At 72.0% G+C, this 14,310-nt stretch carries 13 protein-coding genes and 2 pseudogenes; 4 read left to right on the top strand and 11 right to left on the bottom strand.

Annotated features, from left to right (window positions below):
- The first annotated feature begins 13 nt into the window (after positions 1-13).
- Both OG900_37175 and OG900_37170 read left to right on the top strand, forming a co-directional pair.
- A complete protein-coding gene (locus OG900_37175) occupies positions 14-2,005 on the top strand; it encodes an NB-ARC domain-containing protein (protein ID WUH95237.1) in 1,992 nt (663 codons plus the stop codon).
- On the top strand, positions 1,915-2,430 hold the full coding sequence (locus OG900_37170) for a tetratricopeptide repeat protein (GenBank protein WUH95236.1): 516 nt from the start codon (positions 1,915-1,917) through the stop codon (positions 2,428-2,430). The genes OG900_37175 and OG900_37170 overlap by 91 nt, the downstream gene beginning before the upstream one ends.
- A 9-nt stretch (positions 2,431-2,439) precedes the next feature.
- Here the strand turns inward: OG900_37170 and OG900_37165 are convergent, their stop codons facing one another.
- From OG900_37165 to OG900_37145, 5 genes are read right to left on the bottom strand one after another with little or no spacing between them, the layout of a single operon-like run.
- Positions 2,440-2,898 (bottom strand): GNAT family N-acetyltransferase, encoded by a 459-nt coding sequence (locus OG900_37165; protein ID WUH95235.1) that lies wholly within the window; start codon positions 2,896-2,898, stop codon positions 2,440-2,442.
- 11 nt (positions 2,899-2,909) lie between these two features.
- On the bottom strand, positions 2,910-3,899 hold the full coding sequence (locus tag OG900_37160; protein WUH95234.1) for an SCO2521 family protein: 990 nt from the start codon (positions 3,897-3,899) through the stop codon (positions 2,910-2,912).
- Between the two features lies 1 nt (position 3,900).
- Complete coding sequence (locus OG900_37155; protein WUH95233.1) at positions 3,901-4,872, bottom strand: SCO2522 family protein; 972 nt, start codon at positions 4,870-4,872, stop codon at positions 3,901-3,903.
- On the bottom strand, positions 4,869-5,786 hold the full coding sequence (locus OG900_37150; GenBank protein ID WUH96067.1) for an SCO2523 family variant P-loop protein: 918 nt from the start codon (positions 5,784-5,786) through the stop codon (positions 4,869-4,871). Before OG900_37150 ends, OG900_37155 begins: the two co-directional genes overlap by 4 nt.
- Before the next feature lie 3 nt (positions 5,787-5,789).
- On the bottom strand, positions 5,790-7,631 hold the full coding sequence (locus OG900_37145; GenBank protein WUH95232.1) for an SCO2524 family protein: 1,842 nt from the start codon (positions 7,629-7,631) through the stop codon (positions 5,790-5,792).
- Positions 7,632-7,952: 321 nt separating this feature from the next.
- On the opposite strand from OG900_37145, the gene OG900_37140 reads away from it, so the two are divergent.
- Positions 7,953-9,095 (top strand): serine/threonine-protein phosphatase, encoded by a 1,143-nt coding sequence (locus OG900_37140; GenBank protein ID WUH95231.1) that lies wholly within the window; start codon positions 7,953-7,955, stop codon positions 9,093-9,095.
- A gap of 20 nt (positions 9,096-9,115) precedes the next feature.
- On the opposite strand, the gene OG900_37135 is transcribed toward OG900_37140, so the two are convergent.
- From OG900_37135 to OG900_37125, 3 genes and pseudogenes are all read right to left on the bottom strand, one after another.
- Complete coding sequence (locus OG900_37135; protein ID WUH95230.1) at positions 9,116-10,135, bottom strand: LacI family transcriptional regulator; 1,020 nt, start codon at positions 10,133-10,135, stop codon at positions 9,116-9,118.
- 211 nt (positions 10,136-10,346) lie between these two features.
- Positions 10,347-10,666: pseudogene (locus OG900_37130) on the bottom strand (L-rhamnose mutarotase).
- A gap of 26 nt (positions 10,667-10,692) precedes the next feature.
- Positions 10,693-10,995: pseudogene (locus OG900_37125) on the bottom strand (hypothetical protein).
- Between the two features lie 654 nt (positions 10,996-11,649).
- On the opposite strand from OG900_37125, the gene OG900_37120 reads away from it, so the two are divergent.
- Complete coding sequence (locus OG900_37120) at positions 11,650-12,000, top strand: hypothetical protein (protein WUH95229.1); 351 nt, start codon at positions 11,650-11,652, stop codon at positions 11,998-12,000.
- 24 nt (positions 12,001-12,024) lie between these two features.
- Here OG900_37120 and OG900_37115 read toward each other — a convergent pair whose 3' ends face one another.
- The 3 genes from OG900_37115 to OG900_37105 form a co-directional block, all read right to left on the bottom strand.
- Positions 12,025-13,302 carry an RNA polymerase sigma factor gene (locus OG900_37115; protein WUH95228.1) on the bottom strand — a complete coding sequence of 426 codons (1,278 nt, stop codon included), beginning with the start codon at positions 13,300-13,302 and terminating at the stop codon, positions 12,025-12,027.
- Positions 13,303-13,385: 83 nt separating this feature from the next.
- Positions 13,386-13,736, bottom strand: a complete 351-nt coding sequence (locus tag OG900_37110; protein WUH95227.1) for a YciI family protein — start codon at positions 13,734-13,736, stop codon at positions 13,386-13,388.
- Positions 13,737-13,785: 49 nt separating this feature from the next.
- A complete protein-coding gene (locus OG900_37105; GenBank protein ID WUH95226.1) occupies positions 13,786-14,286 on the bottom strand; it encodes a hypothetical protein in 501 nt (166 codons plus the stop codon).
- Positions 14,287-14,310 lie beyond the last annotated feature (24 nt).

Here is a 14,310-nt window from a genome sequence, read left to right as displayed (position 1 = left end):
GGAGGCCGTGCCGATGGAGGGCCCCGAGGGGAGGGACGAACAGAACCTCGACCGCTCAGGAACGACCCACTCCGAGTTGTCAGGGAACGCCTGGGACGTGGTCCAAGCGCGCGACATCACCGGCGGCATCCACTTCCACCACGCGAACCCGGCGCACGAGTCCCACCCACAGCAACTGCCGGCAGACGTGAGGGGGTTCGTCGGGAGGGAGGCCTCCCTGGACAGCCTCGACGCCATCCTGGCCCGCCGGACCGACGGGTCGCAGACCGTGGTGATCTCGACCATCGCCGGCACCGCCGGCGTCGGCAAGACCGCGCTGGCGACGCACTGGGCTCACCAGGTCAGGGACCGCTTCCCCGACGGCCAGCTCTACGTGAACTTACGGGGCTACGACGCGGGGCCGCCCGTCACGGCCGACCAGGCGCTGGAGCGTTTCCTGCGCGCACTGGAGGTCGCTCCGGGAGCGATCCCCGACGACCCGGAGGACAAGGCCGCGATCTACCGGTCGCTGCTCGCCGGCCGACGCATGCTCATCGTGCTGGACAACGCCGCGGCTGTTCGCCAGGTGCGCCTTCTGCTGCCCGGTACCCCTTCCTGCATGGTGCTGGTGACCAGCCGGGACCGCCTGTCCGGGCTGGTGGCCCGTGACGGTGCCCAACGGCTGGACCTCGACGTCCTCGCGGAGGACGAGGCCGTTCAGCTGCTCCGCGACAGTACCGGGGGGCACCGCGGGCCGGACCCCGAGACCGAACTGGTCCAACTCGCCCGCTTGTGCTCCTGCCTTCCGCTGGCGCTGCGCATCGCAGCCGAGCGGGCGGCGGCCCGGCCGCACATGCCGCTCAGCGAGCTGATCAGCGATCTGCAGGACGAGTCCTCCCTCTGGCTGGCCCTGTCGGCGGACGACGAGGACGACGCCGACGCGGTGCACACCGTGTTCGCCTGGTCCTACCGCGCCTTGAGCGCCGACGCCGCCCGCATGTTCCGGCTGCTCGGGCTGCACCCCGGGGCGGATTTCTCGGTCCACGCCGCTACCGCGCTGGCAGGCGTCTCCACCGTCGCCGCGCGGCGGCTGCTCGACTCGCTGGCCGGCGCGCACCTGATCTCCGCGTCCGCCTACGACCGCTTTCAATTCCACGACCTGCTCAGGGCCTTCGCCTTCGAGCAGGCGGTGAACGACGAGACGCCGGAAAACCGAGAAGCCGCGGTACGGCGTCTGTGCGAGTGGTATCTGGAGACGATGGCGGCCGCCGCCGCGGTGCACGACGCACAATATGCCGACGACTGGCACGTGCATGCGGCGCGGGGCGACCTGCCGGGGATTCCGGACGTCTCGGACTACGACCGGGCCATGACCTGGTTCACCGTGGAGACCGACAACATGGTGGCGGTCAGCAGGACAGCGGCCGAGGCCGGCCTCCACGAGGTCGCGTGGAAGTTGCCGGCCCTGTTGCGCACGCCTTTCCTGGACCGGCATCCCGTGCAGGGCTGGCTGCCGATGGCCGACCAAGCGCTGCTGTCCGCCCAACGGTCCGGGGACCTGCTCGGCCAGGCCGTGACCCTCACCGGCATGAGCATCGCCCACCGGCAGGCCTACCGTCTCGCGGAGGCCGTCGAGCAGAGCCGTGCCGCGCTGGCAGCCGCGCGGCAGGCCGGCGACGCGTGGCAGACGATCGCCGCCCTGGTGATGCTCGGGCACGCCCTGCGGCAGGGGCGCCGACTCGACGAAGCCCTGGAGTCCTACCAGGAAGCCTTGGACATCGCCCGAGGGCTGCGGCTGCGCCTGTGGATCGTGTGGGGACTCATCGGCCGCGCCGAGGCGCTGCTCGAATCCGGCTTCCACAGTGAGGCCCGTGAGTGCATCGCTGCCACCCTGCAGGAACTGCTCGAGAACGAGAGCCCCGGAGCCCGTTCGGAGTGCCTCTGGGTCGAGGCGACGATCGACCGGGAGACAGATCGCCTGACCGACGCGGAAGAGCACATCGGCCAAGCGCTGCACATGGCGTAGAGACACGCAACGTCATCTACCAAGGCCAGTGCGAGACGGAATTCGGGCGGATCTGCCTCGCGGCGGGCCGGGCGGAGGAGGGGCTGGCCGCGCTCCAGCGCGCCGCGTCGATCGGACGGCTACTGGGTGACCGGACGATGGAGGGGGCGGCGCTCGACACGACCGGGCTGGCCTACCAGGCGATGGACCGGCCGCAGGAGGCAGTGGACTTCCACCGCCTCGCGATCGCGGGGTTCCGGGAGTTGGGTGACGACTGGCGGGTGGCAGGTGCACTGGAGAATCTGGCCGCCGCTCTGGACCGGACCGGCAATGCGCTCGCTGCGGCGTCGCACCGGCGTGAGGCCGTCGGCCTTCTGCGGGGTTACACCGACGCCCGGGCGCGGGCGCTGGGTGCCGCGGTGACTGCCCGGCTGCCGGCTGAATGAGCCGGTGGTCTAGGGCCTGCCGGGCGCCGCGCGGACCATCACCAGACGGTCGTGGCCCGGACCGAGGTAGTCACGGCGGCGCTCGGCGAGACAGAAGCCCGACTCGTGATACAGGCGCAGAGCGGGGTGGTTGTCCGGTGCCACGGTCAGCCGAACGGCACCGAGTCCGCCGTCGTCCGCGAGGCTCAGCACCGCGTCGAGCAGCCGCCGCCCGTGGCCCTGGCGCCTGTGGGCGAGATCGACCGCGAGCGAGAGCAGCCACGACTGGCCGTTGCGACCGCTGGCCAGGAGCGCGTAGCCGTGCAGCACTCCGGGATCGCCGGCGACGAGCATGTGGTGGCCGTGGACATCGAACATCTCACGCAGCGCGAAGTAGGGATAGTTCAGGCCGGGGAAGGCACGCGCCTCAAGGTCCGCGACAGCCGCCAGATCGTCCTCAGCCGCGTGCCGCACCGCTCCCTGTTGCATACCACGCCCCCTCAGCGGACGGTCCGGGCCGAGATTTGGGCGGCGGCCTGCACGGCCAGCTGGTCCCTGACCCGTTGCACCAGTATGTGCCACTGCCTGGTGAATCCCGGTTCCCGTTCCAACGTCTCCCACAGCGGGCAGAGGGCCTGGTCGACACGTGCTGCCGGCATCCACAGATGTATCAGGTGGTCGACGGCAGGTCGCAGCGCCGCCAGGGCGTCCCGCCCGTCGACCGAACCCAGCCGGCTGCGCTCGACCATCCTGATGAGGGTCGTGAGCAGCCAGTCGTGCAGGCTGAGGTTCTCGCAGAACCTCGCTGCGGCGGCTGCGGACATTCCCGGCGGCAGCCGAAGCTCCACCGTCCGCAGTCCGTTCTCGGCCACGGTGAAGCTCTCCAGGGACGGGCCCTCGCCCGCCGGCGCCCGTAGCGCCACCCAGCGCAGCCAGGTGACCTGGGCCTTGAAAGGCGCCCGCTTGTCGAGTGCCGGGTCCCGTAGCACCAGGCTGAGCGTGCGGTCGGCAATCGCTCCCAGGTCGAGGTCGCCGGGGCGGCGGGCGCCGCTGAGGCAGCCCTCGGTGACGTCCCGCTCGGGCAGCTTGCCGAAGGGCTCGACGACGCCGGGGCGGCTGAGGTAACGGCCCCAGGGGCGGCGCTGGTCGGGGCCGTCGGCGACGGCCGCGCAGAAGGCGTCGGCCTGGAGCAGCCGACCCCCGGTGAGCATGGCGCGGGCGGTGACGGTGCCGACGGCCCGCACCTTGGCGCCGGAGGCGGCGGGCAGGTGGCAGTCCACGCCGGTCAGCAGGTCGGGTGACTGGGCGTACGCGTTGGGCCGCTCGGAGCGCAGAACGCGCTCGCCCGCCCGTAGCCCCAGGAGATCGGCGGCTCCGCGTCCGGGCAGCGCCTGGGAGTGCTGCAGCAGGCAGGTGCGCACCTCTCCGCAGATCAGTGCCGGCTCCGTGCTCTCCCCGGTGGGCTGTCCGGGGTCCGCGGGCACGGCCACGTCAGGGCGCCGGGTAGAAGACGTAGGAGATGCGGTCGGCGATCTCCTCGGGTACCGGGAGGCCCTCCCCCAACGCGCGCACGGCGACTTGGGCGAGAGCCTGCGGGTCGGCGTCCACCTGGTCGAGGACGACGCGTACCGCATGCTCGACGGGCAGGAGACGGGACGGCAGGACGGAGCAGGTGCGATAGGCCGAGAAGGGCGCGGCGAAGGGGTTGAGCCGGATCAGCGGTGGCAGCGAGTCCCAGTCCCGCGGGAAGTCCGCACCGCCCGGCCAGGGCAGAGGCTGGAGCACGGGCCCGCCGAAGTGGCGAAGCAGGCCGAGCCGGGCCAGCTGCCAGACGACGGCCAGGAAAGGACACGACCAGACGCGCACGCCGTCGCGCTCGTCCCACAGTTCGGCGTCGAGGAAGACCGAGTGCCGGCGGGCGGCCGTCTCGGCAGGCGGCTGCCAGACGGCGGCGCCGGCCATCGCCTCCGTGGTCTGCGTATCAGGGGTTCGGCGGCCGTTGGCGAGCCAGCCGGTCTGGCCGACCGGCGGCCGGGAGCCGTCACTGCCCGGTGGCGGCGACTCGACGAGGCGGGCCTGGACCTCCTCGGCGACGGGGACGCCGTCGGCGACGGCGCAGCCGGACTCGCGGGCCAGGTAGTCGATGACGACCCCGGCCCGTTCGGCCTCGGCGAGCAGGAGGGGAAGGAGCTCGGCGGGGGTGGAGAAGCGGGAGGAGTAGTCGTCCACCAGGACGCAGGTGCTCAACCGGGGTTTGCGCCCGCCGGCCTTGGCGAGGGCGCGCACGGCGTCGGTCCACGGCCGCACCTGCGCGAAGTGCTCGCGCAGCCGCTCGGGGCCGACCTCGAAGTCCTCCATGTAGAAGTGGCCGACCTCCAGCGACATATGGGCGAGCGGCACTGCCTGGGTGCGGGCTTCCGCGGTCGTCTCCCTGAAGACGGCGCCGGTGCCGGTTTTGGTCACGACACCCCCCACGCGCTGTCTTCGGTGAGCTTCTCGGCCAGATCCTGGAATGCCTGTAAGGTCTCCGGGTTGGCTATCCGGCTGGAAAGCACGTCCTCGTCGGTGATGAGCTGTTCACGCCACTGCAGGACGGGTTCGAGCGGTATCGAGCCGATGATCGCCGTGCGGCCGACGCCGCGGTCGGCGGCGAGCCGGTCGAGGTCCTGGTCGCACTTGCGCATCCACGCGGACTGGGCGACGGGCATCGACGACCACGGCGGCGTCTCGGGGTCGGGCACCGCGGCCCGCACGAAGCGAATGCTGCCCCTCAGGTCCTCCTCGTCGAGGCCGCGGGCGACGCCGCCGGCGAGGATGCCGCGCGGGCCGAAGACAAGCCCGGAGGCCGCGATAACGTGCTGCCGGGTCCAGCGGTGATGGACGAGCCACCGGACGTCGACGCCTCGCAGTTCGGGCCGTGCGGTGGCCTCCAGCACCATGTCGACGGCGTAGCTGCGGCCGGCGCTGAGGTCGACCATCACGACGTCGAACTCGCTGTTGAGCCGCAGGAAGAGGTCGACGCAGCGGCTCACGGTCTCCTTGACGACGGCGAACTCACCGCCGCCGCGGTCGCCGGGGAGGAAGACGCAGCTGCCGGAGCCCGCCGGCCGGGTGCGGAGCACCTGGCGCTCGGTGTGCGCCCAGATGTCGAGCCGGACCGGCTCGTTCACCGCCCCCTGGAGGTAGGAGTGCAGCCCGCCCTGGTCGACGCCGCCGATGACACCCGCCAGGTCGAAGACGGCCGCGGCGGTCGACGAGCCGAAGTCGAAGTCCAGATAGCAGACGTCGTCCCCCGCCAGCGCGCGGCGGAAGGCGATGTTGGCGCTGGTGACCGAACGGCCGGTGCCGCCCTTGTCCGAGGCGGCGAAGACGAGCACCACTCACCCTCCCCAGGAGGCGGTGTGCCTGGCGAGCGCCAGGCTGTCCAGCTCACGGAGAACCTCCATGGTGAGTGCCACCGCCGTGCCGGGCTGCCGGTCGGCGATCTCACGTGCCCGGGAGAGCCTGACCTCGACCGATCTGAGGGCCAGAGCGCGGGACGTGTCCTGGCTCGAGGTGGGTTCGAGGTGTTCGTTGCCCAGCAGGTGGGTCGCCTCGCTGAGCAGCGAGGAGGCGTGCGCGGCCAGTTCGGCGCTGCGGATGGGCGGCTGGGCATAGAGCCGGCGGCCCGCCACCATGCACTCGACGACGCGTTCAGTGACGTTCCAGGACAGCGGTCCCTGCCTGGCCGGCACGTCCGGGTAGACGGCCTGGACGTTGTCCCAGAGGCCGACGCCCTCGCCGTCGCGGATACGCCGCTTCCACACGTGGTCCAGAATGCGCTCGGCCAGCATGAGCAGCCGGTCGTGGGAGGACATGTTCCGTGACAGCGCGCAGAGTTGGATGCTCCGCTTGAGCAACTGGGCGGAGAAGTCGGCCACCGTCCACTGCATCGGGGGGCCGGTGTCGCTGCTGCCCTGGAGCGGCAACCGCAGGCCCGGAACATGCAGGGCGACCGCTCTGTCCTCGCCGGTCATCCGGCTGATGATCCGGCCGCGCTCGGCGAGCCGTTCCATCACCGCGACGGTACGGGTGAGGTCGTCGTCGGTGGCGCGGCGGCGGACCAGGTCGTGGACCAGGATGGAGGCCACCGAGAGGGAGAAGTACTCGGACTCCAGGCGCTGGCCGGTGGTGCGCCAGGGGATGTCCTCAAGCGGCCAGGCGGTGTCGGCGAAGCGGGCGATGCCGGACCAGTACTGCTGGGTGATCTCCCACCGCAGGCGTAACGCCTCGGCGAGCCGCAGCTGTTCAGGGGTGAGCAGGCCGAGAGTGAGGGTGCGGTCGGAGAACAGGTCCTGGATGCCGTCGAGGGCGACGACGGTGAAGTGGAGGTACGGGGTCGGCCGGGCGACGCCGGCGGGCTGCGGGCCGATGGGGTCGGTGGTGTCGACCGGCGGGGAATCCTCCACCAGGCTCCAGGCCCATCCGCACTCGAAGAGCAGGTTCTCGTCCTTGAGGCGGTCCGCGATGTCGACGCCGAGCACCAGGCTCTCGACGATAGTGGCGCGCAGCGCCTCGAAACGGCGCTGGAAGCGCGCCGCGACGACGCGTTCGGAGATCCGTCCCTCACCGAGCATGCCGCACAGGACGCGCCCCTGCGGTTCGTCCGGGTCGAAGACGTTGACGGTGAAGGAGCGCAGCAGGCTCACCATCGCCGCGGTGAGCCGGGTCTCGGTGGCGGCCCTGAGGTCTTCGATGAGCGTTCGCACCTCGCCGCGCCGGGTCTTGCCCTGGTAGACCTTGAGGAAGCCGAGGGTGGCCAGGCACAGGGTGATCGACATCGAGAACGAGTCGACGACGCCCAGTTGGCGCTGCTCCTCGGTGAGCTCCTCATCGGGGTCGCACGCCTCGAAGTAATATCCGCCCGCGAAGCTGGGCCGCTTGTCCTCCGCGGTGTAGGTGCGCATGAACTCGGCGAGGATGCGCACCAGCTTCGCGGGGATCTCCACCCGGCCGCCGGCGCCCTTCAGCGCGGTCTGCACATCGCGTTGGGTGGTGTCCGGGTCGTCGAGCCGGAAGTCGGGGATTTCCGTGGCCGGATACATCAGGCACAGCAGTCGCTCGGCGTCCGCGACACTGCTGCGACCTCCCCACTCACCCCAGTCCCATTCGCCACCCTCGAATGAGTGGCGTGAAATCGCCTGCCAGATATCCAGCAGCTGCTGGCGCGGGTTGATCTGCATCCCCCACCCCTCACCCGGGTGTCCCGTCCTCGGACCGGAAGCATATCGGCGTTTCCCGCGCTTCCGGCCGGCCGCGGAGGAGTCGTCGCCCTCTCGGGACATTCCGGCCGGCGCTTTCGCGCCCGGCAATGCCGAACGACAAGGGGTGCGGCATCCTTCTCCGCGGCAGTCGCGGCATGGCGCGCCGATCGGATCGCGGAGTGCGCTTCGATCCCCCCGGGCGGATCGCCCGCGCACCATAGAGGTGACCGGTTTGGAATATTTTATGATGGTTGTAACGCTGACCAGCGCAATTGAGGCAAGGGCACCGAAGGGGGTCCCATGCACGCCGGGCACTGGCATCAGACGCTGTGGAAGAACGCGAGCACGCGTGATCGCGTCTGGACCGCGTTGGCCGCCGTGCTGATCGTGCTGGTGCCGGTCGTGGACGCGCTCGTGCCGCCGAACATCCACCTCGCGCACGCCCTGGTGCTCCCGGTCGCGCTGGCGGCCGTCTTCCTCGGGGCCCGGCGGGCGACGCTGACGGCCGGGCTCGCGGTGCTGGCGCTGATCGCGGCCGGGGCCGAGCGGATGTCCCTCACCACCGAGAACGTGCTGCTGGAGCTGTGCAGCCTGGTGGGGCTCTCGGTACTGCTGATCATGATCAGCCGGCTGCTGGAGCGGCGGCGCCATGAGGTGGCCGGGCTGAGACGGGTGTCGGAGGCCGTGCTGCGTCCGCTGCCGCGGCGGGCGGGGCCGGTGTCGATCGCGTCCGCCTACCGGGCCGCCGACGTCGGGACACCGGTCGGCGGGGACCTCTACGCGGTGGCCCGCACCGCGGACTCCACGCGGCTGCTCATCGGCGACGTGCGCGGCAAGGGCATGGGGTCGGTCGGCGACACCGAGCTGGTCCTTGGGGCCTTCCGCGCCGCCGCGCACCGCCAGTCGCCGCTGCCGGAGCTGGTCGCGTCACTGGAGGGCAGCGTCCGCTGGGGCATGAACGAGGGGTGGGACGCCGCCGCCTCACCCGAGACCGCGGAGCGGTTCGTGACCGCGGCCGTCATCGAGATCCCCGACGACGAGCCGTACGTGCGCGTGGTCAGCTGCGGCCACCTGCCGCCGCTGCTCTTCCACCAGGGCGCGGTCACCGCTCTGGACACCGCGGAGCCCGCGCCGCCGCTGGGGCTGGGGGCGCTCGCCGACGGCGGCTACACCCCGACCACGTTCGACTTCGCACCGGGCGACCGGCTGCTGCTGTACACCGACGGGGTCACCGAGGCCCGCGACGGCAAGGGTGACTTCTACCCGCTGCTGGAACGCGCCGCCGCGTGGGCAGACCACCGCCCGGAGCGGTTGGTGGACGCGGTGACCGCCGACCTCAGGGCCTACGCGTCGGCGGGCCTGAACGACGACATGGCCGTCGTGGCGCTGCGGCGCAACGAGCCGCGGGCCGCAGGGGTCCCCGAGGACCTGTCCCTGCGGTGACGCCCGTACAGACGGGCCTGTCAGCGGCTGGGGAGGCTGGAGCCGCGGACGACCAGTTCCGGCTGCAGGACGGTCTGGCGGTGGTGGTGGTCGGCCGGGTCGCCGACCGTCTCCTCCAGCAGCATCTCGGCGGCGAGGCGGCCCATGGAGACGGCGGGCTGGCGTACCGAGGTGAGGGGGACGGCGGCGGCCGCGGCGAATTCGATGTCGTCGTAGCCGACGATCGCCATCTCGTCGGGGACGCTGATCCGGGCCGCGAACATCGCCTGGAGGACGCCGAGCGCCAGCAGGTCGTTCGCGCAGAAGACCGCGGTGGGGCGGTGGCCGAGGCCCAGCAGGCGCGATCCGGCGTCCCGCCCGGCGGCGACGTCGAGGCGCTCGGCGGAGATTTCGGTCAGCGAGGAGGCGGGGAGTCCGGCCTCCGCGAGGGCGGCGAGCGCGCCGGCCTTGCGGTCGTGGACCTGGGTGACCTCGGGCGGGCCGCCGACGTAGACGATCGACCGGTGGCCGGCCGTGATGAGGTGCTGCACGGCGAGCCGACCGCCGGCCACGTCGTCCACCGACACCGAGCAGACCGACGGGTCGGCCGAGACGCGGTCGACCAGCACGAAGGGGATGCCCTGGCTGCGCAGGCCGTCGAGGCTGCGGCCGGTCGGGTCGGCGGGGGTGACCAGGACGCCGCGGACCCGCTGCTCGGCGAAGAGCGAGAGGTATTCCAGCTCCTCGCTGACGCTCTGCGCGCTGTTGCAGACCATCACGCCGAGGCCGGCCGCCCGCGCGGTGCGCTCGGCGCCGCTGGCGACGGCCACGAAGAAGGGGTTGCCCATGTCGAGGACCAGCAGCGCCATGATGCGGCTCGCGCCGGCTCTGAGCTGGCGGGCGGACTCGCTGCGGACGTAGCCGAGCCTGGCGATGACCGACTGCACCCGCGTCCTGGTCTCCTCGGCCACCAGATCGGGCCGGTTGATCACATTGGAGACGGTGCCCACCGAGACGCCGGCCTGCCGCGCCACGTCTTTGATACCCACCATGGATGCCACGCTCCGTCCCCGCTCCCCCGACTGGAAATTGAATCTATTCAATCATACGGGCCCGCCCCTGCACCGCAGAACAGGGCACCATCTCGGCAGGCCCCTAGAATCGGGGAATGAATCGCTTCACCTCGATCAGGCGAGGTCCGTCCAGGCGGGCCGATCGAGCGGGGGTCGTTCAGGCGGAGCCGTTCAGGCGCGGTTGTTGAGGCGCCCTTGTTCAGGCGAGGTGGAAGACCTCGCTGAGCGGAACCATAGCCGCATCGGGCGCGGCCCCGTCCAATTCTTCGAAGAAGTCCGCCATTTCCGCCTGCCAGCGGGCATTGGCCTCGGTGCGGTCCATCGCGGCCCGCGCCTGCTCGAATCCTCGGTCTCCAGATAGCCGACCAGCAAGCCGTCGTCCCGCAGGAAGAGGGAGTAATTGTGCCAACCTGTCGCAGTCGGTGCGGCCCGCATCTCCGGCCAGACCTCCGCATGCCGTTCGCGGTACTCGGCAAGGGGTTCCTGTCGGATCTTGAGCAGAAAGCAGACGCGTTTCATCAACGTTCCTTTCCTGGGCGGCCGGGTCAGAAAGTGAACCGGCCGATGTTGGACTTGTCGAAGACGGTCGGTTTGCCGAGGACCACGGAGCTGTCCTGGCCGATCATGAAGGTGCCCATGTCACCGGCCGTGCAGGTCTGCCCGGGGGCGCACCGCGGCGACCGCAGTGCGACGACCCGGTCCACGGCGATGGCGAGCAGCAGCAGGGTGCCGTCGATGGCCTGGACCCATACGGAGCTGACGCCGATCGAGGGCAGCACGCTGTTGACGGACGTCAGCAGCAGCGCGCCGAGTGCGGCGCCGTAGAGGCTCCCCGAGCCGCCGGTGAAGGCCACCGCCGTCCACCCGCGCACCCTCGACCTCGCCGACATCGTCCGGCGGCACGGCGACCCCGCCGACCCGCGGCTGGGACCGCCTGCCTACTGGGCGGCGGAAGTGCTCGACCGCCGCCCCGGCTGCTCGCCGGCTGTCTACGCCACCGCGCCGCACACCTGCGTGGTGGTGCACCGCGGCGGCCTGCGAGCAGAACTGCCCGCCTCCCGGGCACCGACCCGTCGCTCTACGCTTCGGCCTTCTTCGCACTGCTCAACACCACGCGCAGTGTGCCGCCCACGACCTTCACCGTACGAACGGGCGGGTCGCTGCACCACGTGACGTCACGGCTCCTCGGGCCGGCGCCGGCACACGGGTCGAAGAGATGAACGCGGACAGCATCCACGTTCGATCGGATTTGTCAGGTTTTCCTTGACGTCCTGACGGTGTGTTGGGGAGGGTGGACGCACGTTCCGGCGGCGAAGGGCTGAGGCATGAGCTGGGTCGACGAGAGTGGGCGGCATGAGGGGTATGTGGGGGCGGTGCTCGCGGATGGTGGGGAGCCTGCGGCGCGGGGTGGGGGGCGTATGCCGTGGTGGGGGTACAACGGGGCGGACGGGCCGCGGGCGGTGGGGGTCAGGGGGGCCTGTGAGTGCGGGTGGCGTGGGGGTGTGACGCATCCTGTCGACTTCGGGGACGACGAGGCGACCGAGGGGTACGAGGCGGAGACCGGTCCCTTCGCGGACTGGGAGCGGCATGCCACGGCGGCCGAGGGGCTGGTGCCCTATGACGTGGAGCAGTTGCTGGGTGCGCTTCAGCGGCGGATCGAGGAGCTGTCGGAGCGTCAGCCGGTCACCGCGCTGCGTATCGCGGCGCGGGTCGAGAGCGCGGCGCCGCAGTACAGCGCGGGGGCGGCCAGGGCCGCGCGCAGGGGGCTGGTGTCGTGGGAGGCGATCGGCCGGGCGTTCAGCACCAGCGGTGAGGCGGCGCAGGACCGCTTCGCGCGGCAGGTCGCGGACTGAGCCGCTGAGCGGGCCGGCACAGGCTCAGCCCGGTTGCTCGGCCTCCAGCGCCGTGATCCTGGTGAGCAGGAAGTCCCGCTCGACCGTGTTCGACGTGTGCTGGAGCGCCTCCCGGTAGGCGCCGGCGGCGGCTGCCCGGCAGCCGAGGCGGTGCAGGAATTCGGCGCGGGCGACGGACGCGTAGGGGTAGCCGGCCAGCCGCGGCTCCTCGGCGAGGTCGGACAGGGCGGCGAGGCCCGCCGCGGGGCCGTGGGCGAAGCCGATGGCGACCGCGCGGTTCAGGGCGGCGACGGGGGTGGGGCGGCGGCGCAGCAGCAGGTCGTACAGTCCGACGATCTCCGGCCAGTCCGTCGCCTCCCAGGAGGGCGCCTCCGCGTGGACCGCCGCTATCGCCGCCCGCAGCGCGAACGGGCCCGGCGGGCGGCGGCGCAGCGCCCGGCGGACCAGCACCAGGCCTTCGGCGATGGCCGCGCGGTCCCACCGGCCGCGGTCCTGGTCGGCCAGCAGCACCGGGGCGCCCTCCGCGTCGATCCGGGCCGGCCGGCGCGCGTCGGTGAGCAGGATCAGGGCGCGCAGGCCGGCGACTTCGGCGTCGCCGGGCAGGAGGTCGCCGAGCATCCTGGCCAGTCCGGCGGCCCTGGCGATCAGGTCGGTGCGCAGCAGTTCCGGCCCGTCGGGGGCGACATGGCCGGTGGTGAAGAGCAGGTCGACCACGGTCAGCACCGCGTCGATCCGCTCGGGAAGATCCCCCGAGTCCGGGATGCGGTACGGGATACGGGCCGCGGTGATCTTCTTCTTCGCCCGGGTGATCCTGGCCGCCATGGCGGTCTCGCCGACCAGGAACGCACGCGCGGTCTCCGCGGTCGTCAGCCCGCAGACCAGCCGCAGCGTCAGCGCCACCCGGTCCTGCGGGGCGAGGGCGGGGTGGCAGCAGGTGAAGATCAGCCGCAGCCGCTCGTCGGGGATGTCCTCGCCGTCGGCCGGGCCGGTCACCGTCTCGTCGTCGTCGGCGAGCAGCGGCAGCGCCGTACGGAAGAAGGCGTCGCGGCGGATGACGTCCACCGCGCGGTTGCGGGCCGTGGTGGTCAGCCAGGCGCCCGGCCGGGCCGGGATGCCGCTGGACGCCCATGCCACCAGGGCCTTGGCATAGGCGTCCTGCACGCACTCCTCGGCGAGGTCCAGGTCACGGGTGACCCGGACCGTCGCGGCCAGCACGAAGGCCCACTGGCCGCGGTGCGCGTCGGCGACGGCTCGGGCCGCGGCGGCCTGCCCGGGGCCGCGGGGCGACGGGTCGGCGGACACGGGCAGGCCTCCTTTCACCCTTCACGGACGGCGACGCGAGCCGCCGCCGGGCTCGGGGCACGCCCCACGAAGGGCGGTCCGGGTCAGTGCAGCGGCCGGACCTCCACCGCCGCCTCTCCCGTCCTGCCGAAGTACGGCAGCCGCTTCGCGACGGCGAGCGCGGCGTCGAGGTCGGACACGTCGATGATGTAGTAGCCGCCCAGTGCCTCCTTGGTCTCGGCGTAGGGGCCGTCCGTCACGAGGTGGCCGCCCGCGCCGTCCTCGCGCACCACTGTCGCCGTCGACGTCTGCTGGAGGTGCTCGGCGGCCACGACCACGTCCTTGTGCTCGCGGCTGAAGGCCGCGTGCGCCTCGTCGAGTGCCCGGCGGGCGGTGTCGTCGGCCGCCTCGTAGTCGGCCTCGTTGTCATGGATGAGCAGCAGATAGCGCGCCATGGCCGTCTGTCCTTCCTCGGTGGTCCGCGGGGGCGCGGTGCGGCCCCCGTCAGCTTTCCGACGAACGGGAAGGACCGGCAATCGACATCTGCCCGGTCGCTTCGCCCGCCGGGTGGACCATGGCGCCGGGTGCGGGCAGCGGGCCGAGGTGCAGGGCGACGCGCTCGCGCAGCAGCAGATACTCCTCCCAGCGGTGCCGCAGCGGCCCCTGCGGGCGGGTGACGGCCCTGGCGCCGGTCACCCGCTGGCCGTGCCGGAACTGCTCCGCGGTCACGTCGAGTTCTATGCCGCTGGGCAGCGTGTTCCACCAGTGGAAGCCGTGCTGCTCACCGTCGAGGTGGACCTCGCCGACCATCAGGTCGCCGCCGAAGAGGTCGTGGACGAGCAGCGTGCTGATGTCGCAGTGGCCCCGCGAGGGGTTGTCCGGGCGCCACTGCTCCCGGCGCACGTCGTCGGGCGAGCAGGTGTCGGCGGCCCAGGACGCGCGCAGGGCCCGGTCGAGGTCCAGCAGATTCCAGGTGGTCATGTCGATCAGCGTCGCATCCGGCACTGACAATCCCCCCGCGACGGCCGC

The organism is Streptomyces sp. NBC_00433 (assembly GCA_036015235.1).
In the GTDB taxonomy this organism is placed as follows: domain Bacteria; phylum Actinomycetota; class Actinomycetes; order Streptomycetales; family Streptomycetaceae; genus Actinacidiphila.
The sequence above is the reverse complement of the archived record's forward strand: the minus strand, read 5'-3'. Positions and strand labels throughout refer to the sequence as shown.